This is a genomic window from Flavobacterium terrae, from assembly GCF_900142035.1.
Taxonomy (GTDB): Bacteria; Bacteroidota; Bacteroidia; order Flavobacteriales; family Flavobacteriaceae; genus Flavobacterium; species Flavobacterium terrae.
Window position 1 is genome coordinate 565,355 of sequence record NZ_FQZI01000002.1, and the last position, 22,973, is coordinate 588,327.

Here is a 22,973-nt window from a genome sequence, read left to right on the forward strand (position 1 = left end):
TAAATAGTTAAAGGAATCCTAAATTAGGGTTCCTTTTTTATCTTCAATTAAACCATATTGAATTACTACTGTCTTATTGATATAACGCAAAATTAATTATCATGAAAAAGACACTTTTAATCGTATTAGCAATAGTAAGTTTATCAGGTGCATATGCACAAGAAAGAACAACTGAAAAACCTCGAAGAGAAAGAATGACTCTTGAACAAAGAAATCAGTTACAATTAAAAAGAATGACCGCTAATTTAGACTTAACTCCTTCTCAACAAAAGGAAATGGCCGTAATCATTGCAGATCAAAATTCAAAAAGAGAAGCAAAAATAGCTGAAATAAAAGCTAATAAAGAGGCAAAAAAACAATTAACAGCTGATGAAAGATTTAAAATGGAAAATGAAAAGCTTGATGCTCAAATAGAACATAAAGCCAAAATGAAAAAGGTATTAAATAAAGAGCAATTTGAAAAATGGGAAAAAAATCAAGAAAAGAGAAATGAGAAAATGCACAAAATGAAAAGAGCTCATCATCAAAAATCCAAAAAAGACGCTGTTGAATAATTTTTTGGTTTTTTAAAAAAAATGTTTAGATTTGGTTTCTATAAACTAATCTATTTATTTAATTATGAAAAAATTATTACAAATATTACTTTTTGTTTTGGCTTTCACCATGGGTGCAAATGCTCAAGAAAAAAGAGAATTAACTCCTGCTGAAAAAGCTAAGCAAAATGTATTAGAGTTATCAAAAGCAATCGATACTAATGGTGACGATCAGTTTTTTGTAAACATGAACAATTTATTTCTTGCTAAACATGAAGCTTTGTCTAGAGAAGGAATCACTGAAGCTGAAAAGAACGAAATTTATAGAAACATTGATATGAAGATGAGAGCTACTTTCTCTGAAAATCAAATCAAACAAATTCAGCAACAACCAGGTTTATATGACCGTTTAATAAAGAATTAAATTTCTTGAATTAATATAAAAAAATCCGCTTTTTAGCGGATTTTTTAGTTTCATAAACTCTTTGCTACTTTATCAATCGCTTGTATTGTAAAATCAAGATCTTCGTAAGTCAAAGCATCTGTAATAAACCATGTTTCGTAAGCCGAAGGAGCGATATAAACGCCTTCTTTAACTAATCCATGGAAGAAATCCTTAAAGCGTTGGTTGTCTCCATTTTTTGAAGTATTAAAATCATATACTTCTTCTTTATCAAAGTGAACAGAAATCATAGATCCTACTCGATTAATTGTAAAATCTATATTATTTAACGACAATACTTTTCTAATTCCAACTTCTAAATAGGCTGTTTTTTGTTCTAATCTTTTAAAAATTTCAGTATCAGAATTTAACTCAGTAAGCATAGCCAAACCTGCAGCCATTGCTAGAGGATTCCCTGATAAAGTCCCAGCTTGATAAACAGGTCCTAAAGGTGCTAAATAATTCATTATTTCGTTACGCGCAGCAAAAGCACCAACAGGCAATCCACCACCAATCACTTTTCCAAAACAAACAATATCAGCCTTTACATTATACAATTCTTGAGCGCCGCCTTTTGCTAAACGAAAACCTGTCATCACTTCATCAAAAATCAAAAGAGTACCATTTTGATCACAAAGTTCACGAAGTCCTTCTAAGAAACCTTCTTTGGGCGGTATACAGCCCATATTTCCAGCAACTGGTTCAATGATAATTGCTGCAATTTCATTTTTATTAGCTTCTAATAAATCCTTTATATTTTGAATATCATTGTAATTAGCCAACAAAGTATCCTTTGCCGTTCCTTGTGTTACGCCAGGACTATTAGGTGAACCAAAAGTAATTGCACCACTACCTGCCTGAATTAAAAACGAATCTGAATGGCCATGATAACAACCTGCAAACTTGATAATTTTATCTCTTCCCGTAAATCCTCTTGCTAAACGAATAGCACTCATACATGCTTCTGTACCAGAATTTACAAAACGTATTTTATCGATATTTGGCACCATAGAAACAGCTAATTCAGCAATTTTTGTTTCAATTTCGGTAGGCATACCAAATGATGTTCCTAATTTAGCTTTCTCAACAACAGCATTAACTACTGGTTCATGAGCATGACCTAAAATCATTGGCCCCCATGAATTAATATAATCGATTAATCTATTTCCATCTTCATCAAAAAGATAAGCTCCTTTTGCACTTTTAACAAATATTGGAGTTCCTCCAACATATTTAAACGCTCTAACTGGTGAATTTACACCTCCTGGAATTACTTTTTCAGCTTCGGCAAATAACTGACTACTTCTTTGATAAATCATTTTACTGATATTTATATTTAGCCATAAGGCTATATTATGTTTTATACTATTTTACAATTAACTCCTGCCCTATTGATAAAGCATTATTTGTTAAATTATTTTTAACTTTCAAGGCATCAACAGATAAATTATATTTCTTTGAAATCGAATAAAGTGTATCACCTTGTTGAACAGTATGAATTTCATCAGATTGGATAATTCTTTTTTCTGTGTTACTTTTTGACTCGTTACTTATGGAATCATTTTCTACTTCAAACTCCATTCCTAAAACTTCAGCATCAAATTGTTGAAGTTGATATCTTTCTATTAAACTAATTAATTTTTCAGGATATTTTGGATCTGTAGCATAACCTGATTTTTTTAAACCTTTAGCCCATCCTTTATAATCATGTTTTTCCAATTTAAACAAAGGCTGATACCAAGGTCTACTTGTCAAAAACAAGGAATGATCACGGTATGACTCTTGAGCTTGTTGATACTTTCTAAAACATTCTTGAGCAGCATCATCATCATGACGAACATACTCTCCCTTCCATTCTTTATGACATTTAATTCCAAAGTGATTGTTTGCTACTTTACACAAAACACCAGTTCCTGCCCCTGATTCAAGAATACCTTGCGCTAAAGTTATACTCGCAGGAATTCCATATTGCATCATATCTTGTTTAGCTACATCTTTAAACTGATTAATGTAAGCTAAAACGACTTCTTTAGTAACTTTTATATTTGATGTAGCAACTAGAACTTCTTTATCCGTTTTAACTTCATCAATTTGAACAACTGGATGTTCTCGATTTATTTTTTTTGCTGTAGGAGTAACTACTTTTTTCTTTTGAGTAGTCTGAGCTGTTTTTTTAGACTGTACTTTAGATTTTGAAGTACCACACCCAACAAGAAACAGCAACAAAAAAATGCAAACTATTTTATTCATTTACCAATATTTTAGTCATTTTCCTCTTTTCGAGTAATTTATTCATACCTTCAATACCTTGTAATCCTCCTGTGTGAATTAAAAGTATTTTTGAGTTTTCTGGAAAATAATTTTTCGCTATCAAATCTAAAACGCCATAAACCATCTTTCCAGTATAAATTGGATCTAAAGGAATAGTAGTTTTTTTATAAAAATCATTAATAAAATCAATCAATTCTTCAGTTACTTTCCCATAACCGCCAAAATGGTAATCGCTGATTAATTCCCAATTTTTATTTTTTGCAAACTTACAAATTTCATTTTTTAAAAAGTCTCCTTTTAATGCAGGAAATCCAATAACTTTTTGATGTGGCTGAGCAGAATTTATTATACCCGAAATAGTTCCTCCTGTACCTACCGCACAGCATATATAATCAAACTCACTATCCTTTAGATTCAAAATTTCCTCACAACCTTTTACTGCAAGTTCATTCGTTCCTCCTTCAGGTAGAACATAGCAATTACCATACTTGCTTTTTAGATAATTCAAAAATTCAACCGAATCCTTCTCTCTATATTGTTCCCTGGTAACAAACTCAAATTTCATTCCACATTGTTGAGCAAAACGTAGTGTTGGGTTATTGTTAATTTCCTTCCAAAGCTCTTCTCCACGTATTATACCTACACTATTCACTCTATTTTCTTTGCAAGCATAAGCAGTTGCTGCTATATGATTAGAAAAAGCACCACCAAAAGTAATTAATGAATCAAATAATCCTCCTTTTAAAAATTCTAGATTATACTTAAGCTTCCTAAATTTATTACCAGAAACAAACGGATGCAATAAATCCTCCCTTTTTATCTCTAAAACTCTTTGACTTTTTATAATTGATGAAATATTTTGTCGTGTAGAATCCATTAATTGCAAAAGTACAAATAAAGATTATCTGACCTCAATCACACCGCCTATTAAACCCCATAAAAAACAACAAACGATTTATTTTTTGTTATAAAAAAAACAGAAAAAGCTTTAAATCAAATATTTAGATTTTAACATTGTAAGAAAAAGCTTATTTTGATAAAAAAATTTAAAATTCGTTTTTTTAATAAAAAAAACTTAAAACTCCTTTATTTATAACACTTACAGAATATCATCAAAGCAAAAAACATCATTTTGAAGGCTAAAAAAAACGATAAAATGTTAAATTTAATCGACAAAATTTGTAAAAAAAAAAGGCTTAATTTATCTTTACCTTGAAATGGATAACTGAAAATCTCAATTTTCAAAAACTAATGGCTAACGAATGGTAAAAAACTACTTTATTTCCTAAAAACATATTTGCTCTATTTATACGTATGTCGTCAAATTGATGACATACACGAGTCTTTTGTGCCTAGTAAAGTGGTTCTTACTAAATTAAATAAGATGCATATGTTGAAAAATTCCCCTAAATCAGTACTCAACTTTAAGATGATTTTAGTATTCATCTTCATGATTGCTTTGTCATCAGTATCTTTTGGACAAACTGACACCTACAATTCAGTAACTCCCGGAACTGGAACATGGACACGTCCTGCAAACGTAACACATGTTACATTAGAAGCTTGGGGCGGCGGCGGCGGCGGCGGCGGCGCAACCAACAGTAATGGAGCAACTGGCGGCGGCGGCGGCGGCGGTGGCTATGCTAGATTAAATAATAAAGTCGCAACTGCAACAATTAATTACACATTAGGAGCTGGGGGTACTGCAGGATCAAATGCGAATGGAGGAAATGGAGGAAATACAACTTCAACGTTTGGACTAAATACTATTACAGCTGCTGGCGGATCTAGAGGTCTTAGATCTGCAAATGGAGCTGGAGGAGCTGGTGGAACGTTAAACTTTGGAGATGTTACCTTTAATGGCGGATCAGGATACCAAGGAGTTGACGGAACTAGATCAGGTGCTGGTGGTGGTTCTGGTGGCGGTGGCGGTGCTGGTGGAAATGGTCTTGCTGCTGGAACTGGAGGAGCTGCTGGAATAGCTGGTTCCTTTACTGCTGGAGCAGCAGGAGCAAATAGTGTAAGTGCTAATGGGACAACAGGTGTTGACGGATCAATACCTGGATCTGGAGGAAGTGGAGCCCGAGGCGCTAGTGGTGCTGGTGGAGCTCGTGCTGGTGGAGTTGGTGGTTCAGGCCAAATTATTTTTCGTTATATTTCTGTAAGTAGCATCTCTCCAACACCAGTTTGTATAGGTACAACTATAACAATTACAGGAACAAATTTTGCAACTACGGGATCAACAACTGTATCTGTAGGAGGAACTTTATGTACAAGCGTAACTGTAGTTAGCGCTACACAAATAACAGCTGTAATTGCCCCAGGAACAACTAGTGGTACAGTAGTTGTAACTAACCCAAACGGAATGAATAATGGACAAACATTAACTGTTAACCCATCTACAATACCATCAATATCTACTCAACCTGTAGCGACAAGCATATGTTCAAATTCTAGTGGTTCTTTTTCGGTAGTAGCTACTGGAGCTGCATCATACCAATGGAGAAGAAATGGTGTTAATTTAACTAACACTGCTCCTTACAGCGGTGCAACAACTGCAACTTTAACAATAACAAATCCTGCACTTGCTATCGCTGGAAACTTTGATGTTGTAATTTCTAATGCAGCTGGATGTTCTATTACATCAAACACAGTTGCTTTAACAGTAAATGCAACACCTGGCATAACAACAAATCCCACCAACTCAACAATAACATCTGGCAGTAATACATCGTTCTCTGTAGTGGCGACAAACTCTCCAACAAACTACACTTGGGAAGTAAGTACAAATGGAGGCGGAGCATGGACTACTGTAACTAATGGAGGGGTGTATTCAAATGCTACTACAGCAACTCTTAATATTACTGCAGCACCTGTAACAATGGATGGATATTTATATAGAGTAACAGCATCTAACAGTTGTGGCTCGATAACATCTACACAGGCCTTACTAACTATAACATTAGCTTATTGTACATCAAGCGGAGATACAGTAAATGCTTTTGGGATAAAGCGCGTTACATTTAATACAATAGACAATACACCTAGTGGTACCGCAGTTAACGTAGCCTATTCAGATTATACTACTGTAAGTACTACTGTTACAAAAGGAACAACTTATACATTGAGTGCTTTTATAGACACACTTGGTAATTATACTGCTTATCAATCTGCCTATATTGACTGGAATAGAGATGGTGATTTTCTAGATGCAGACGAATATTATGATTTAGGACATGTGAGAAATGTCGCTTTTGGCCTAACTGGTAATAGTCCATACCCCATTACGATTCCTTTAAATGCAGCAACAGGTTCTGTAAGAATGAGAATTCAATGCAAATACAATAGTAAAACTACAGGACCTTGCGAAACAGGTTTTATTGGTGAAGTAGAAGACTATACTTTAAATATTGTTACTAATGCAAGTGCTTGTAGTACTCCTACAGCTCAGCCTAGTACACTTTTATTAGCTTCAGCCAATGGGGCTTCAATCACAGGATCATTTACTGCAGCAAGCCCTGCAGCTGATCACTACCTAGTTGTTAGAAGCACAAGTAGCACACCTCCTACCTTAACACCATCTACTTTCTATACTATTGGGAGTACAATAGGTGCTGGTTATACAGTTGTAGATAATGATAACAACACCAGCTTTCTAGCTACTGGATTAACTGCGAATACACTTTACTATATTTATGTATTTTCATATAATGGAACATGTACTGGCGGTCCTTTATACAATACAACATCACCATTAACAGGAAATATTACTACCGCCAATAATTCATATTGTGTACCAACTTCATTAATCAACACTAATTACATTTCAGGTATAACGTCTATTGGCACCTTAAACGACATGTCAAATAATCCAACAGGTTATTCTTCAAATGGATATGGAAACTATACATCTCTAACTATTGCAAGGCAAATTCCTGGAGGTGGTATTAACATCAACATAAATCTTTCTGGCTCTTTAGGGCAATTTATTTATGCATATGTTGACTGGAACAACAATGGCTCTTTTGCAGATGCTGGCGAAACAGTTTACACAACTGGCACTACTGCAACAGGAGACACTTCTTTTGGATTTGTAGTTCCAGCAGCACAAGCTGCAGGCAACTATAGAATGAGAATTAGAACTCGAAGCTTTGGTGATGACAGTACAATAAACTCTTGTGCTCAGGGATATACTACAGGTGAAACTGAGGATTACACTATTGCTGTTCAGGCAGATTGTGCTCAAAAAATTACAAGCGTTACTAATGGATCCGCATGCGGCCCTACAAATACTGTAAGTCTTTCAGCTGTATCCGCAGGGGCTACTGGATTTAGATGGTATTCTACTGAAACAGGCGCAACATTAATACAACAAGTAGTTGGTTCAGGTAACTGGACAACACCTAGTATAAGCTCTACTACAACATATTATGTAACTGCCTATAATGGTACTTGTGAATCTTTATATAGAACACCAGTAGTTGCAACAATAAAACCTACTACAAATATTACTGTGACTCCTTCTACTCCAACTGTTTGTGGAGAAGGCACAATTATTTCTGTTACAGCTGGTGGAGACACTATTACTGAAGATGTTTTGCTTCAAGATTTTGAAAGTGGACTTGGAACTTGGACTGTTGCAACCCCAACTAACACAAACGCAGGCGCTGATACTCCTTGGAGTGTAAAAACTAGTACTTATCAACCAACTACTACAACAGTTTGGAGACCTGCAGTTAACTCTGGTGCGGTGGCTACAACTGGAAATAGATTTGCTTTTACAACTTCTGACTACACAAACTCTAATATTGTTACAATTATGACATCTCCAGTAATTGACGCAACTGTATATAGTAATTTAACTTTAACTTTTGATCATTATTACTCATATTACGGAGGAGATAAAGGAGAAGTACAAGTTTCAATAGACGGAGGAGGTACATGGCCAAATACAGTGAAAACTTATAATTCAGATATTGGATCAGCTTCAAAATTTGTATCAGATTCAATAGACTTATCAGCTTTTGCTGGACAAACAAACTTAAGAATCCGTTTTGTTTATACAGGAAATTGGGACGACGGTTGGGCACTAGATAATTTTAAACTAACAGGTGTAAAACCTTTAAATACAACTTTTACATGGAGCGGAGGCAGTGTAAATGCATACATTGACAATCCTCCTACGATACCATATGTTGCACAAAGTGTATCAACTATATATTTATTACCAACAACTAGTCAATTAGAACAAGCTAATTGGTCACTTACTGCTACTGCCACATTAGGTAATGGTTGTCCTGTATCTAAAGTAATATCTGTTACAAATAATACAAAAACTTGGAAAGGTACTATTGACAATAATTGGAATAATGCAGGAAATTGGGCTCCAAATGTAGTTCCTGATGCAAACTCTTGTGTTATTATTCCAAACGCAACCAATTCACAGATTATGAATACTCCTAATGCTTTAGCTAAAAATCTTACAGTAAAAGGTACAGGAAATTTAGAATTACAATCAGGAAGAAATTTAACTGTAACCGATTGGATTAATGTTGAATCTGGAGCAACATTTAATGTAAGAAATAGTGCTAATTTGGTTCAAGTAACCGAATCACCTGTGCCTTCAAATTCTGGAATTATAAACATGCAAAGAACCGCATTTGTTGACACTAAAGATTATGTATACTGGTCTAGTCCAGTTGCAGGATTTAATTCTGCTAATATCTCATTAACATCAAGCAATAATCATCTTTACAAATGGTTACCTACAACAGGAGGTGTTAATGGTTTTGGAAATTGGACAAGTGGAGTGGAAACTATGGTAATTGGTCAAGGTTATATCGAAAGAGGTTTAAATAGCGCTCCTTTAAATTCACCAGTAAACTTTACAAGTACTTTTATTGGAACACCTAATAATGGAACTCTTACGACTCCAATATCTAGAGGTACTTATAGTGGAGTGAATTACAACACTGGAGTTTCAACAACACCTGCAACAGATGATGATGACAACTGGAATTTATTAGGAAATCCATATCCTTCATCAATTTCAGCTGCAGACTTTTTAAATGCTAACTCAACAAATTTAGATGGTTTTGTGAAAATTTGGACACATGGTATCCCTCCTACTACTACTGCTTTAGACCCATTCTATAATAACTATGGATACAATTATGATCCTAATGATTATATAACATGGAATTTATCTGGACCTTCAACACCAGGATTTAGCGGATATATTGGTGCAGGACAAGGATTTATTACAAAAATGAAACATACAAGCCCTACAACTAGCTCGACTGCTGTATTTAATAACTCGATGAGAAACGCAAGTTTTACAAATAGTGAGTTTTACAAATCAGCAAATCAAAAAACATCTATAGGAAATAGTGAAGGACGCATTTGGATTGATTTAGTATCATCTAATGCAAGTACAAGAGCTTTAATAGCTTATGTTGATGGAGCAACCGACAACAGAGATCAAATGTATGATGCTCAAGCTGACTTGAAGACTAATTTCAGAATAAACTCTCTATTAGGTCAAGAAAGATTAATTATTCAAGGTAAAAAAGCTCCTTTTGATTCAAACGATCAAGTAAATTTAGCATTCAAAACACCAACAAATGGAACATATACTATAGCTATTGGTGCGGTAGATGGATTGTTTACTGATTTAAGTCAAAATATTTACTTAGAAGACACTCAGTTAAACATTATTCATGATTTACGTTCGGCTCCATATCAATTTACAACAACTCAAGAAGAAAACGTAAATAGATTTGTACTTCGTTACACTAATCAAACTTTATCAAATGACACTTTTGATTATAGTAATACTGTTTCTATCTATGCAAATGAAAATGTAACTATCAAATCAACATCAGAAAATATCAAAAACATTAAAATATATGATGTCCTAGGAAAGACTCTTGTTGATAAAGATAAAGTAAATAAAAATGAAGTTATTTTAACTGAACTAAAACCTACTGGTGGAATGCTAATTGTTAAAGCAACTCTTACCAACGGAAGTGAAGTTACTAAAAAAGTAATTTTCTAAATAATTAAAATAAATACAATAAAAAAAGACCTCCAATATGGAGGTCTTTTTTTATTATCACCTGATAGTATTTATAAAAATAAAATCAATTTCTAATCGTCATCAAAAGCTAGAACTAAGTTTAGATTTCCATATTGTTAAGATATTTTTAAATAAGAAATTCTATCATTAACAAAAAAAATCGATTCTCTGAGAAAACTTTATATTTTTTTTTCAAAAAATCATTTCGTTAATTTCTTCTACCTTTTTGAATAATAACATGTTAAGAATTATCAAGATGCATTTTATCGATAAAAATCGTAATTTATCGAAAAAATAAGCATTTTATCGATATTAACAAATCGCTTAACGTTTTTTTAATATTTTGACAAAAGTTTTTCAAAAAACAACTAACCTAACTATAATACCACGTGAAAAAAAATTACTCCTTTGTAGAGCAACTCTTTGTTGCTTTTACAGAAAAACAGCATTACAAAACCAGTAAATCTGGAAATTCCTTAAAAAAGTTTAACTTTTTATCATTTCTTTTTTTAATTTTATCTATTACTGCTAGTTCATACTCGCAAACTTTTACAGATAACACCGCCAACGGTAATGAAACATGGACAGTTCCTGCAGGAGTAACTTCTGTCACTGTACAAGTTTGGGGAGCTGGAGGTTCTGGAGGAGGTTCTGACTCAAATGGTTATGGTGGCGGAGGCGCTGGAGGTGGAGGATATTCTACCAAAACATTTTCAGTATCAACCGGACAAACAATAAATTACAATATTGGAGCTGGAGGTACTGCAACAACTATTGCTGATGGAAACCCAGGTGGAAATACCACTTTATCTCACACTAACTCTTCAACTAGTATAACTGCTAACGGAGGAGCAAGAGGACTTAAAGAAACAGATACTGCTGGTGGAACTGGCGGAACTGGCGGAACAGCAACTGGCGGCAGCACTAATATAACTGGGCAAAACGGTGTTAACGGAGAATCAACAGGAGCCAGTGGTGCAAGCGGCGGAAACGGCGGAAACGGCGGAAATTCAACAGCTACAGGTGGAGCCGGAGTAAGTAACGGAGATGGAAATAACGGAACAATTCCTGGCGGCGGCGGCGGCGGCGGCGAAAGAGGCGGCGGAAGTACTAGAAGTGGCGGAGCAGGAGCTAATGGACAAGTAATCATTACTTATGCAGTTTCATGTTCTGGGACACCAACAGGAGGAACTGTTTCTGTATCTCCAACGACTGGAGCAGTAAGTAGCGCATATGTTGTTTCTGCAACTGGATATACAACTGGAACAGGCATTACTTATCAATGGCAATACAATACAGTTAGTGGATGGATCAATCAGGGTTCTGCTTCAGGAACATATTCTAATTATAATGCAACTGCACTAGCCACAGCTGGAACTGCTGTTCAATGGAGATTAGTTGTTACATGTTCTGGAAATTCTGGAAATTCTGGAACTGGAACTTTCACAACAACTTCTCAACAAATTGTACCAACATCAGGAAACAATTCTGTTAGTTGCGGCACAAATGTTCTTCTACTTGATAATGGAGGAGCAGGAAACTACAATATAGATAGTAATGGATATGCTGTATTAAATGTTGCTCCTACATCAGAGTCATATATAACTATTACAGGAAATTACAACACCGAATCTGGTTACGACTACATAAGAATTTATACTGGATCAGGAACTGGTGGCGCACAAGTAACAGGAAGTCCTTTCTCTGGAACTGGAACCATTAACTTTACTGGTGCCCCTGGACAAACTTATACGGTACAATTCACATCAGATGATATTGCCCAATATAGTGGTTTTGAATTACAAGTAACTTACAATGGACCTTGTACGCCTCCTGCTTGTGGCCGTCCAACAGTAAACGCTATTGAGACTGGAAGCACAACTGCCAGCGCATCTTGGACACCATCAGCTTTCGGATCTCCAACAGGTTATTATTATGCTATTAGTACCTCATCAACAGCACCAACTTATCCAGGAGCAGCTTGGACATCAACTACAGCTACTTCTGCTACATTTTCTGGACTAAATAGCTATACAACTTATTATGTTTATGTAATTACTAACTGTGGAGCTATTGGTAGCAACGTAGGTTCAGATCCTTTTACAACTCAACTTGGAACTAGTAATGTGGCAACCGGATGTCCTTCAGCTGATTCTGGCTGGCAAGACCCACTAAATGGAACAATTAGCTACACAACATCTCCTCCTACGAGTACATGTATAAGTTCAAGTGCTACAACACTTGCCGCAAATTACCTCCCATTAGGAAGTACATCTAGCTACTCAATAGAGCAAATAGCATATAATCCACCAAGTGCTTTTAATGGCCTCGCAAATCCTGTTAGTGTTGGAATTGACGATGTATGGTCTCCTGTAATTACCTTACCTTTTAATTTCTGTTTTTGGGGAAATACATACACACAATGCCGCATCGGTTCTAATAGTATTATTACTTTTGATCCTGATGCAATAGCACTCACTGGTACCAACCCAAGTAGCGGATATGCTTTTAGCAGCAATATTCCACAAAGCAACGATAACATTTTACTTAAAAACTCAATTTTTGGAGTTTTTCACGATATTGACCCTTCAAAAGGAGGAACTGTAGGATGGGAATTAAAAACTTTAGCGAGTGGATGTAGAGCACTGGTAGTTGCCTATAACAATGTACCTCTCTTTGGGGACAATACTAAACTATATACCGGCATGATGGTTTTGTATGAAAACACTAACGTAATTGAAGTATACATCAAAAGTAAACCGTTAGACAACACCGATGGAAGTCCTTGGAATGGCAACAATGCTATTGTAGGTATTCAAAACGCCACAGGAACACAAGCTGCTGTTCCACCTGGAAGAAATGGTTTAGATGCTGATTGGACTGCAACCAATGAAGCATGGCGCTTTACTCCGGTAGGTGATGATTATGCTCCTATTGTACATTGGTTTCAAAACAGTATAAGTGCTGCAAATGAAATAGGAACAGGAGATACTATTACTGTACAACCAACTACAACTACAACATATTATTCTCAAGTAGAATACAGATTCTGTAATGATGGTGGTTTGTTCTATGCTCAAGACAATATTACTGTAACCGTTACGGGATCAAAAACATGGAATGGATCTGTAAGTTCAGACTGGAACACTGCTAATAACTGGACACCATCTGGAGTTCCAACTGCTCTTGATTGTGTTGTTATTCCTACAGCGCCAAGAAATGCAATTGTTTCTGGTGCAAATTACAATGGACTTGGACACAATTTAACAGTTCAAAATGGAGGAAATTTAAGTATTGCTTCACCAACAGCACCTAACAGAACAAGCTTAACTATTACTGATGTGATAAATGTGAATAATGGAGGTAATTTTACTGTTAACAATTCGGCCAACCTAATTCAAATAAATAATGTTGCTAATACTGGTAACATTAACATGCTGAGAAACGCATTTGTTGATCACAGAGATTATGTGTATTGGTCTAGTCCAGTAGCTGGCTTTAATTCAGCTGATATTTCTACCTACTCTGGAAACAATAATCTTTATAAATGGACACCAACTGTTGCTGGGAATGGAGTTGGTAATTTTGGAAATTGGTTTAGTGGAGTTGAAACTATGGTAATTGGAAAAGGATATATTGAAAGAGGCTTGAATAGCGCTCCTTTAAATTCACCTACTACTTTTACAGCTACTTTTACAGGAGTACCTAATAATGGAAATATCACAACACCTATTTCTAGAGGAACTTATAATACAATTGGATTATACACTTCTCCATTTTCTCCTACTGATGCAACTCAGGATGATGATAACTGGAATTTAATTGGAAACCCTTATCCGTCTTCAATTAATGCTAAAACTTTCTTAACAGCAAATGCAGCTAATCTTGACGGGTTTATAAAAGTTTGGACACATGGAATTGCACCTAGTACAACAGCATCAGATCCATTCTATAACAACTACGGATATAATTATGACCCTGCCGATTATCTAACTTATAACCTTTCGGGAGCTCAAACTCAAAATGGATTTGACGGTTATATTGGAGCTGGACAAAGTTTTATAACTAAAATGTTACACACAAGTGCATCTACTTCTGCTAATGCTGTATTTAACAATGCAATGAGAAGTAATACATATAGAAATGATCAGTTTTACAAAAACTCTGATCAAAAATCAAATTCAAATCCAGAAGGAAGAATTTGGTTAGATATTGTTTCTTCAACCGCGAGCAATTCAACACTTGTTGCGTATGTGGATGGAGCAACAAATAGCAAAGATCAAATGTATGATGCACAAGTTGATTTGAAAGCAAATTTTAGCATCTACTCTTTACTTGATGGTTATGACAGAAATGTAATTCAAGGTAGAAGCTTGCCTTTTGATCAAAATGACCAAGTTCCGTTAGCAGTTAAATTACCAACTACTGGTAGTTATAATATTGCAATACAAGGTGTAGATGGTTTATTTAGTAATCAAAACCAAAACATTTACCTTGAAGACAAACAGTTAAATCTTATTCATGATTTAAGATCTGCTCCTTACACATTTAATGGAGTTCAAGGAGAAAACTTAGACAGATTTGTATTACGTTATACTAATCAAACACTAAGCAACAATGATTTTGACTATAACAATGCAGTTAACATCTTTGCAGACAATAGTATTACTATTAAATCATCTTTAGAAAAAATCAAAGAAGTTACGGTTTATGATGTACTTGGAAAAACATTAGTTACTAAAACTAAAGTTGACAATACAGAAATTTCTATAACAGAAGTTAGACCAACAACTAATGTATTGATAGTAAAAGTAAAACTTGAAAACGACGCTGAAGTTGTTAAAAAAGTAATTTACTAAACATACTTTAAAAATCCCCAAAAAGGCCTTTGTTCACAATAGCAAAGGTCTTTTTCATTTTTATATGCTTCTCGTTCAAAAGAAATATTTCTGTAAGCAGTATGCTTATTCTTGTATTGAATCCATCTAAATAAAAACTCAATAGAATACCAAACAAAAAATGGAACAACAAGCATCTCTAATTGTTGCTTAATATGAATTCGTTCATGATTCACAAAAGCTGGATTCTTCTTATCCTCTTTATTAACCAAAAAGACAAAAGGAAAAAAAGTAATACCTCGAAATCCTTTTGGTGTAAAATATTTAAAAACAATAAGAATCATACCTCCGAAAGTTTTAAATTTGTGTCCATGTTTGGGCAAAATAACGAAAATAAATTAATCGAAGGAGAAGATTTTTATTATACTCCCGAAGGATACAAATGTTTTACTGAAAAATACCACTTAAAAAGAGGTTATTGCTGTAAAAGCGGTTGCAGACATTGTCCTTACGGATTTGATAAAAAAACAGGAACCAATACTAAGAAAAAATAGGGCGTGCCCTACTCTTCGTTTCGGTCGGGCTGTACGCAGTACATGGTACTTCGCTCCCATCCCTCACGCAAAACACACAACACAAATGGATCACCATTCACAAAAATACAGAGTCAAAATACACAAGTCCTATCACAGGTCTGACATTCGTTATCCCTAGTGGTTACAATAACTACATATTAAGAATAAACGAATAACCAAAATCATTAAAAATGACTTTTAAAGAACAAATACAACAAGGTATTCCATCGGTTTTACCGCAACCAAAACAATACGAAACTTCAATTAATCACGCACCAAAGCGTAAAGAAATATTAACTGACGAAGAAAAAAAATTAGCTTTACAAAATGCATTACGCTATTTTGAACCAAAACATCATGCCGAATTAGTACCAGAATTTAAAAACGAATTAGAAACGTATGGTAGAATTTACATGTATCGTTTTCGTCCAGATTATGAAATGAAAGCGCGTCCAATTTCAGAATATCCTGGAAAATCGGAACAAGCAAAAGCGATTATGTTAATGATTCAAAATAACTTGGATTATGCTGTAGCGCAACACCCACACGAATTAATTACTTATGGCGGTAACGGTGCTGTTTTCTCAAACTGGGCACAGTATCTTTTAACCATGAAGTATTTATCTGAAATGACTGAAGAACAAACATTAGTTATGTATTCTGGTCATCCAATGGGGTTATTCCCATCTCATAAAGAAGCTCCAAGAGTAGTTGTTACAAATGGTATGGTGATTCCTAACTATTCTAAACCGGATGATTGGGAAAGAATGAATGCATTAGGAGTATCTCAATACGGACAAATGACTGCCGGAAGTTATATGTATATTGGTCCACAAGGAATTGTTCATGGTACTACAATTACTGTTTTAAATGGTTTCAGAAAAATTAAAAAATCGCCTTCAGGGGGTTTATTCGTTACTTCTGGTTTAGGAGGAATGTCTGGTGCGCAACCAAAAGCAGGAACTATCGCAGGCTGTGTTACAGTTTGTGCAGAAGTTAATCCTAAAATCACTAAAATCAGACACGAACAAGGTTGGATTCATGAAATTATAGAAGATTTAAATGCTTTAGTAACTAGAGTAAAAACAGCTTTAGAAAGCAAAGAAGTGGTTTCAATTGCGTATTTAGGAAATGTAGTTGATGTTTGGGAAAAATTTGACCAAGAAAATTTACACATCGATTTAGGTTCTGATCAAACTTCATTACACAATCCATGGGCTGGTGGCTACTACCCTACTGGTTTTACTTTTGAAGAATCTAATGAAATGATGGCAAATAATCCTGAACAATTCAAAGTAGAAGTTCAAAAAACATTACGCCGTCATGCAGCAGCTATCAATAAACATACAGATAAAGGAACGTATTTCTTCGATTATGGAAATGCCTTCTTATTAGAAGCTTCTAGAGCTGGAGCAGATGTTATGAATCCAAATCCAACTTTAGGAAGAGAATTCAAATATCCTTCTTATGTACAAGATATTATGGGACCAATGTGTTTCGACTATGGTTTCGGACCTTTCCGTTGGGTATGTGCTTCTGGAAATCCTGAAGATTTAGCTAAAACTGACAAAATTGCTTGCGATGTTTTAGAAGAAATGATGAAAAATTCGCCAATTGAAATTCAACAACAAATGGCCGATAATATCCAATGGATAAAAGGTGCTCAAGAAAATAAATTAGTCGTTGGTTCTCAAGCGCGAATTCTTTACGCTGATGCTGAAGGAAGAGTTAAAATTGCCGAAGCCTTCAACGAAGCTATTGCAAATGGAGAAATTGGATACGTTGTTTTAGGAAGAGATCACCATGATGTTTCAGGTACAGATTCACCATATAGAGAAACTTCAAATATTTATGACGGTTCTCGTTTTACTTCAGATATGGCCATTCATAACGTTATTGGAGATAGTTTCCGTGGTGCTACATGGGTTTCTATTCATAATGGTGGTGGCGTTGGCTGGGGAGAAGTTATAAACGGTGGTTTTGGTATGGTTCTTGATGGTAGTACTGAAGCATCTAAACGCTTGGAAATGATGTTGTTCTGGGATGTAAATAACGGAATTTCAAGAAGAAGTTGGGCAAGAAATGAAGGTGCTGTTTTTGCTATAAAAAGAGCTATGGAAAATCAGCCACTTTTAAAAGTTACACTGCCTAATATAGTTGAAGAAGGATTACTTGATTTTTAAGTTTTATGATTATTTTAAATAGTTTAAACTAAATTTCTTGTAATTTTAATACAGAAAAACAATTTTTAAACTCTTTGAATATGAAAACATTAAAACTATTGTCTCTAGCATTACTTTTTGTACTTGCCTCGTGTAGTTCAGTGAGGGTTAATGCAGATTATGACAAAAATGCCAACTTTGGACAATATAAAACCTTTGCCTTTCATAAAAGTGGGATTGATAAAGCTGAAATTTCCGATTTAGATAAAAAAAGGATTCTTCGCTCAATTGACACACAATTAAGTGCTAAAGGTCTTTCAAAAAGTGAATCCCCAGATTTGTTGGTCAACATTTTTACTAAAGAAAGAGAACGCGTTGATGTAAATCAATATTACTCTGGATGGGGTTATGGTTGGGGCTACGGATGGAACCCATATTTTTGGGGAGGAAGACCATATGTTACCACTTCTACCGAAGGAACTCTTTATATCGATTTGATTGATGCAAAAAACAAAGAATTAATTTGGCAAGGTGTAGGAACAGGATACTTAACACAATGTGTTGAAAAAAAAGACGAAAGAGCTAATGAATTTGTTTCTAAAATACTAGAACAATTTCCACCACAAATCAAATAATTTGAAATTAATTTACAATATTTGACCCGCACACACTTTGTGCGGGTTAATTATTTAAAAAACAAGACCATATGATAAAAAATTACCTATATCTTTTTCTAGCAATAATCATTTCCTCTTGCAGTTCAACAAACTTGATGACATTAAGAGTCACTGAGCCCGCTCCGATTTTTATAACTACTAATGATTTAAAAATTGGAATTATTAATAGAACTGCCTCAACAAAAGAAAACTCAAGTTTAGACGTAATAGATAAAATTTTGTCTGCAGAAGGAAAAAACCTAGATAAACATGGCTCAAATGCATCAATACAAGGATTATTAACTGAACTTAAAAAAAATCAACAAGTAAAAAGCACAATAATATTAGACAGCTCAAAATTTAAAAATATGGGTTTAGCAGTCTTTCCAGAAGCAATATCTTGGGATAAAGCTGAAAAAATTTGCAATGAGAATAATCTAAATGTCATTTATGAGCTTTCATTTTATGACACAGATGCAAGAGTTGACTACAAAACTTCAACTTCCCAATTAGCCAATCCTCTAGGTATTAAAATTCCTGTAATTGAACATCAAGCAACTATAAATACTCTAATAAAAACAGGATGGCGTATTTACTACCCTCAACAAAAAGTTCTAATTGATGAATATGTAGCCAATAACAATGTAGTGTTATCAGGAAAAGGAGTTAATCCTGTAAGAGCTATTGAAGCAATAATAGGCAGAAAAGAAGCCGTTTTAAACATAAGCGACAGAATCGGACAGAGCTATGCAACAAAACTACTACCCTATTACACTAGAGTCTCTAGAGATTATTATGTAAAAGGCACCAACAATTTTGAAATAGGAAAAAGAAGAGCGCAAACTGGTGATTGGGATGGAGCTGCAGAACTATGGGCATTAGAAACTAAAAATTCTAATCCAAAAATAGCAGGTAGAGCTTGCTATAATATGGCAATCATTAATGAAATTAATGGCAATCTAGATACTGCCATAGAATGGGCATCAAAATCATACACAGACTATGGCGATAAACTAGGATTACGTTATATTAATATGCTAAAAAACAGGGTTAAAAAACAAAAATTATTGGAGTCGGAAAATCCAAAATAATTGTATCTGTTTATATTTTTTTAAACTCAACTCTTCTATTTTGAGCTTTACCTTCTTCCTTAGAATTATCACCTAAAGGTTGAGATTCGCCTTTACCAGAAGTTTGCATTCTAGAGCTATCGATTCCAAATTTAGACATCAAATAATTCTTAACACTTTCAGCTCTTTTTTCTGAGAGTTTTTGATTATCTGACTCTTTTCCATCTCCATCTGTATGCCCAATTATCATTACTTTAAAATCTGGAGCAGAATTTAGTGCTTCACCTAACTCTGCCAATACTTTTTCACTCGATGGTTTTATAGTCGCTTTATTAGTATCAAATAAAATTTCATTAGTAGTGAAAGCACCCGTTTCAATTAATTTATGGCGAGTATCAGCTCCTGCTTCTGCAAGAACAATATCTGATAAATAAATACGATCATCTAAACCATCGTGCTCATGGTATTCATAAGAATAAAAAACAATATTGTTGTAGTTAACCCCATCTTGAAAAGCATCTGGCAAATCCCAAATTTTATTTCCATCAATATAAACTCTCATACGCGGTCCCTGACGCCATACCTGAACTCTAACATTATCATTTGAAGAGGTGAATTGAGCAATTGATTTTTCATTTTTAGAATATTCCTCTCCCTTAGAGTATACAAAAAAACGAGTCAATCCCTTTTGTCCTCCCGCATCTTGAGGGTGTAAATTTACCAACACCCCTTCTTTACCATGTCCAAATTGATGCCAATTTTTATAATCTTTTTTATAGTCTGACGAACTAGCAAAAACAAAATTTAAAGGCGTTGAGTAATAACTATATTTATCTGAAGTAGCTAAATTAAATTCAAAAGTGAAATTTTTTGGTAATGTTTTATTAAAGTTTTTGATGGTAAATGAACCTCTAGAATTAAGCATTAACCATTTATCTTTAGATCCTGAAAGTTCAACAACTTCTCCACTTGTGTTTGTCAACCAGTTTACAGGGAAATCTCCAGTAGCATCTTGTTTAAAATCTTCTGTAGCTAATATTTTTGTGCCCGAAACAAAATCTTTTGCCCCTTTAGCAGTTTTTTCAGATTTTTTTGATTTTTTTGAAGATGTATCATCTGATGTCGATTTACCACCTTTCTTGGCTTCTTCTATTTTTTCATCAGACTTTTGATCTGCTTTATTAATTGTTTTATCAACGTGTCTGTCTACTTTTTCTTCAATTTTACGATTGATTTTATCTTCTAATTTTCTACCAAATCCACCTAAAACCTGAGCATTTGTATTAAATGAAAATGCAATGAATACAATTAAAAAAAAACAACTCTTTTTCATATCAATTTTTTAAAAATCCAATATAACTTATAAAGTTTAGCCTAAAAAATGATTCTAGAAAAAATCTATCAAAGGCAAAAATCATAGACGAACGGACAAAATAAAAATCATTTGAAAATGCAAAGAATTATCTTTTTTTTGAGAATATGATAAATGTTAGCTTTTTAAAAGCTTAAAAAAGCGTATTTTTGCTATATAAACAACATTATTTTATGGAAACTCATTTTGAAAGCAATCCATTAATTGATAAATTACCAAAACACTTAAAACAGTTTATCAAAGCACAAGATTACGAAGATTACACACCAATCAATCAGGCAGTGTGGCGTTATGTAATGCGTAAAAATGTAGATTATCTTTCAAAAGTAGCCCATGAATCTTATCTAGAAGGCCTTACTAAAACTGGTTTAGAAATTGATTCTATTCCAAATATGTACGGTATGAACCGTATTTTAAAAGAAATTGGTTGGGCTGCAGTGGCAGTTGATGGTTTTATACCTCCAAGTGCCTTCATGGAATTCCAAGCTTATAATGTTTTAGTAATTGCTAGTGACATTAGACAGTTAGAACATATCGAATACACACCTGCTCCTGATATTATTCATGAAGGCGCCGGACACGCACCTATTATTGCCAATCCAGAATATGCTGAATATTTAAGACGCTTTGGAGAAATTGGTTGTAAAGCCATTTCTTCAGCCCGAGATTATGAATTATATGAAGCCATTCGTTTACTTTCGATTTTAAAAGAAGCTGAAGATACACCTGAAGAAGAAATTAAAAAAGCAGAAGATCAAGTTGACTATCTTCAAAACAATATGGGAGAACTTTCTGAAATGTCAAAAATCAGAAATCTACATTGGTGGACAGTTGAATATGGTTTAATTGGAACTGTTGAAAACCCTAAAATATATGGTGCTGGACTACTTTCTTCTATTGGAGAAAGTGCTTGGTGCATGACAGATAATGTCAAAAAAATACCTTATGAGATAAGTGCTGCTGATCAAAGTTTTGACATCACAAAACCTCAACCACAACTATACGTAACTCCTGATTTTTCTCATCTAAGTTTAGTTTTAGAACAATTTGCCAATAAAATGGCTTTAAGAACAGGTGGCTTAAGTGGTATTAAAAAGCTTATAAGCTCAAAAGCATTAGGAACTATTGAATTAAGTACTGGTCTTCAAATTTCGGGAGTATTTACAAATGTGATTGAAAATGAAGGAAATCCAGTCTATGTTCAAACTACTGGAAAAACTGCTTTAGCCTACAGAGAAAAAGAATTAGTTGGTCATGGCACTGAATATCATGCAGAAGGTTTTGGCTCGCCTATTGGTAAGCTAAAAGGCATCAATTTAGCTATTGAAGATATGAGCCCACGTGATTTACAAGCCTACGATATTTATGAAGGCAAACAAATAACGCTAGAATTTGAAGGCAACATAAAAATTAGCGGTGAAATTGTAACAGGAACAAGAAATTTACAAGGGAAAATTTTATTGATTAAGTTTAAAAATTGTACCGTTACACAAGGTGATACAGTTTTATTTAGACCAGAATGGGGAATCTATGATATGGCAGTTGGAAAAGAAATTATCTCTGGTTTCTCTGGTCCTGCCGATGTTACAAGTTTCGATATGATTACTCATGTTCCTTCTTCTAAAACTATTAAACAAAAGAAAACTCCAGAACGTGAAGAATTAGAGAATTTATATAAAAATGTTCGAAACATTCGCGAAAATAAACCATCTGAAACTACTTTAAAAGAAGCTTTTGGTGCAGTTACAAGCAACCATCCAAATGATTGGTTATTATGTATTGAAATTGCAGAATTAACTCATAAGACTAATGATAATGAGTTTACAGACAAAATTATCAATTACTTAGAAAGCTTAAAAATTCGTCGTCCTGAAGTAGCTCATTTAATTTCAAATGGTTTAGATCTTATTTTTGATAAAATTTCTGCTTAAGTAACGAAAGTCACAATACAATAATTAATATGCCCGTAACTTTGA

The 22,973-nt window shown here is 34.2% G+C and carries 14 protein-coding genes; 9 read left to right on the top strand and 5 right to left on the bottom strand.

All coding sequences use genetic code 11. From position 1 onward, the window contains the following. Positions 1–101 precede the first annotated feature (101 nt). Positions 102–554, top strand: coding sequence for a hypothetical protein (locus BUC09_RS06925; protein WP_073309989.1), 453 nt, complete (start codon positions 102–104; stop codon positions 552–554). Between the two features lie 64 nt (positions 555–618). Beyond that, positions 619–957 (top strand): hypothetical protein, encoded by a 339-nt coding sequence (locus tag BUC09_RS06930; RefSeq protein WP_073309991.1) that lies wholly within the window; start codon positions 619–621, stop codon positions 955–957. Between the two features lie 50 nt (positions 958–1,007). On the opposite strand, the gene hemL is transcribed toward BUC09_RS06930, so the two are convergent. The 3 genes from hemL to BUC09_RS06945 are packed head-to-tail and all read right to left on the bottom strand — an operon-like array spanning position 1,008 to position 4,123. After that, on the bottom strand, positions 1,008–2,294 hold the full coding sequence (gene hemL, locus BUC09_RS06935) for a glutamate-1-semialdehyde 2,1-aminomutase (RefSeq protein WP_073309993.1): 1,287 nt from the start codon (positions 2,292–2,294) through the stop codon (positions 1,008–1,010). Between the two features lie 46 nt (positions 2,295–2,340). Continuing rightward, on the bottom strand, positions 2,341–3,225 hold the full coding sequence (locus BUC09_RS06940) for a glucosaminidase domain-containing protein (RefSeq protein WP_073309995.1): 885 nt from the start codon (positions 3,223–3,225) through the stop codon (positions 2,341–2,343). After that, on the bottom strand, positions 3,218–4,123 hold the full coding sequence (locus tag BUC09_RS06945; protein WP_073309997.1) for a 1-aminocyclopropane-1-carboxylate deaminase/D-cysteine desulfhydrase: 906 nt from the start codon (positions 4,121–4,123) through the stop codon (positions 3,218–3,220). Before BUC09_RS06945 ends, BUC09_RS06940 begins: the two co-directional genes overlap by 8 nt. 513 nt (positions 4,124–4,636) lie before the next feature. Between BUC09_RS06945 and BUC09_RS06950 the strand changes: the two genes are divergently transcribed. Together BUC09_RS06950 and BUC09_RS14840 are read left to right on the top strand one after the other, a co-directional pair. Further along, on the top strand, positions 4,637–10,303 hold the full coding sequence (locus tag BUC09_RS06950) for a GEVED domain-containing protein (RefSeq protein ID WP_143161877.1): 5,667 nt from the start codon (positions 4,637–4,639) through the stop codon (positions 10,301–10,303). Positions 10,304–10,713: 410 nt separating this feature from the next. Continuing rightward, the gene (locus BUC09_RS14840; protein WP_073310001.1) at positions 10,714–15,183 is read left to right on the top strand and encodes a glycine-rich domain-containing protein; all 4,470 of its coding nucleotides are present in this window, start codon (positions 10,714–10,716) and stop codon (positions 15,181–15,183) included. Here BUC09_RS14840 and BUC09_RS06960 read toward each other — a convergent pair. Beyond that, a complete protein-coding gene (locus BUC09_RS06960) occupies positions 15,180–15,506 on the bottom strand; it encodes a hypothetical protein (RefSeq protein WP_073310003.1) in 327 nt (108 codons plus the stop codon). The genes BUC09_RS14840 and BUC09_RS06960 overlap by 4 nt on opposite strands. Positions 15,507–15,533: 27 nt before the next feature. Here BUC09_RS06960 and BUC09_RS06965 point away from each other — a divergent pair, with 27 nt between their 5' ends. From BUC09_RS06965 to BUC09_RS06980, 4 genes are all read left to right on the top strand, one after another. Beyond that, positions 15,534–15,716, top strand: a complete 183-nt coding sequence (locus tag BUC09_RS06965) for a C1orf53 family protein (protein WP_073310005.1) — start codon at positions 15,534–15,536, stop codon at positions 15,714–15,716. Positions 15,717–15,928: 212 nt separating this feature from the next. Further along, positions 15,929–17,920, top strand: a complete 1,992-nt coding sequence (locus BUC09_RS06970; protein WP_073310007.1) for a urocanate hydratase — start codon at positions 15,929–15,931, stop codon at positions 17,918–17,920. An 80-nt stretch (positions 17,921–18,000) separates the two neighbouring features. Continuing rightward, positions 18,001–18,534 (top strand): DUF4136 domain-containing protein, encoded by a 534-nt coding sequence (locus BUC09_RS06975; protein ID WP_073310009.1) that lies wholly within the window; start codon positions 18,001–18,003, stop codon positions 18,532–18,534. Between the two features lie 71 nt (positions 18,535–18,605). Beyond that, positions 18,606–19,646 carry a DUF6340 family protein gene (locus BUC09_RS06980; protein ID WP_073310010.1) on the top strand — a complete coding sequence of 347 codons (1,041 nt, stop codon included), beginning with the start codon at positions 18,606–18,608 and terminating at the stop codon, positions 19,644–19,646. 10 nt (positions 19,647–19,656) lie between these two features. On the opposite strand, the gene BUC09_RS06985 is transcribed toward BUC09_RS06980, so the two are convergent. After that, positions 19,657–20,958 carry an OmpA family protein gene (locus tag BUC09_RS06985; RefSeq protein WP_073310012.1) on the bottom strand — a complete coding sequence of 434 codons (1,302 nt, stop codon included), beginning with the start codon at positions 20,956–20,958 and terminating at the stop codon, positions 19,657–19,659. Between the two features lie 212 nt (positions 20,959–21,170). Between BUC09_RS06985 and BUC09_RS06990 the strand changes: the two genes are divergently transcribed. Next, a complete protein-coding gene (locus tag BUC09_RS06990) occupies positions 21,171–22,928 on the top strand; it encodes an aromatic amino acid hydroxylase (RefSeq protein WP_073310014.1) in 1,758 nt (585 codons plus the stop codon). Positions 22,929–22,973 lie beyond the last annotated feature (45 nt).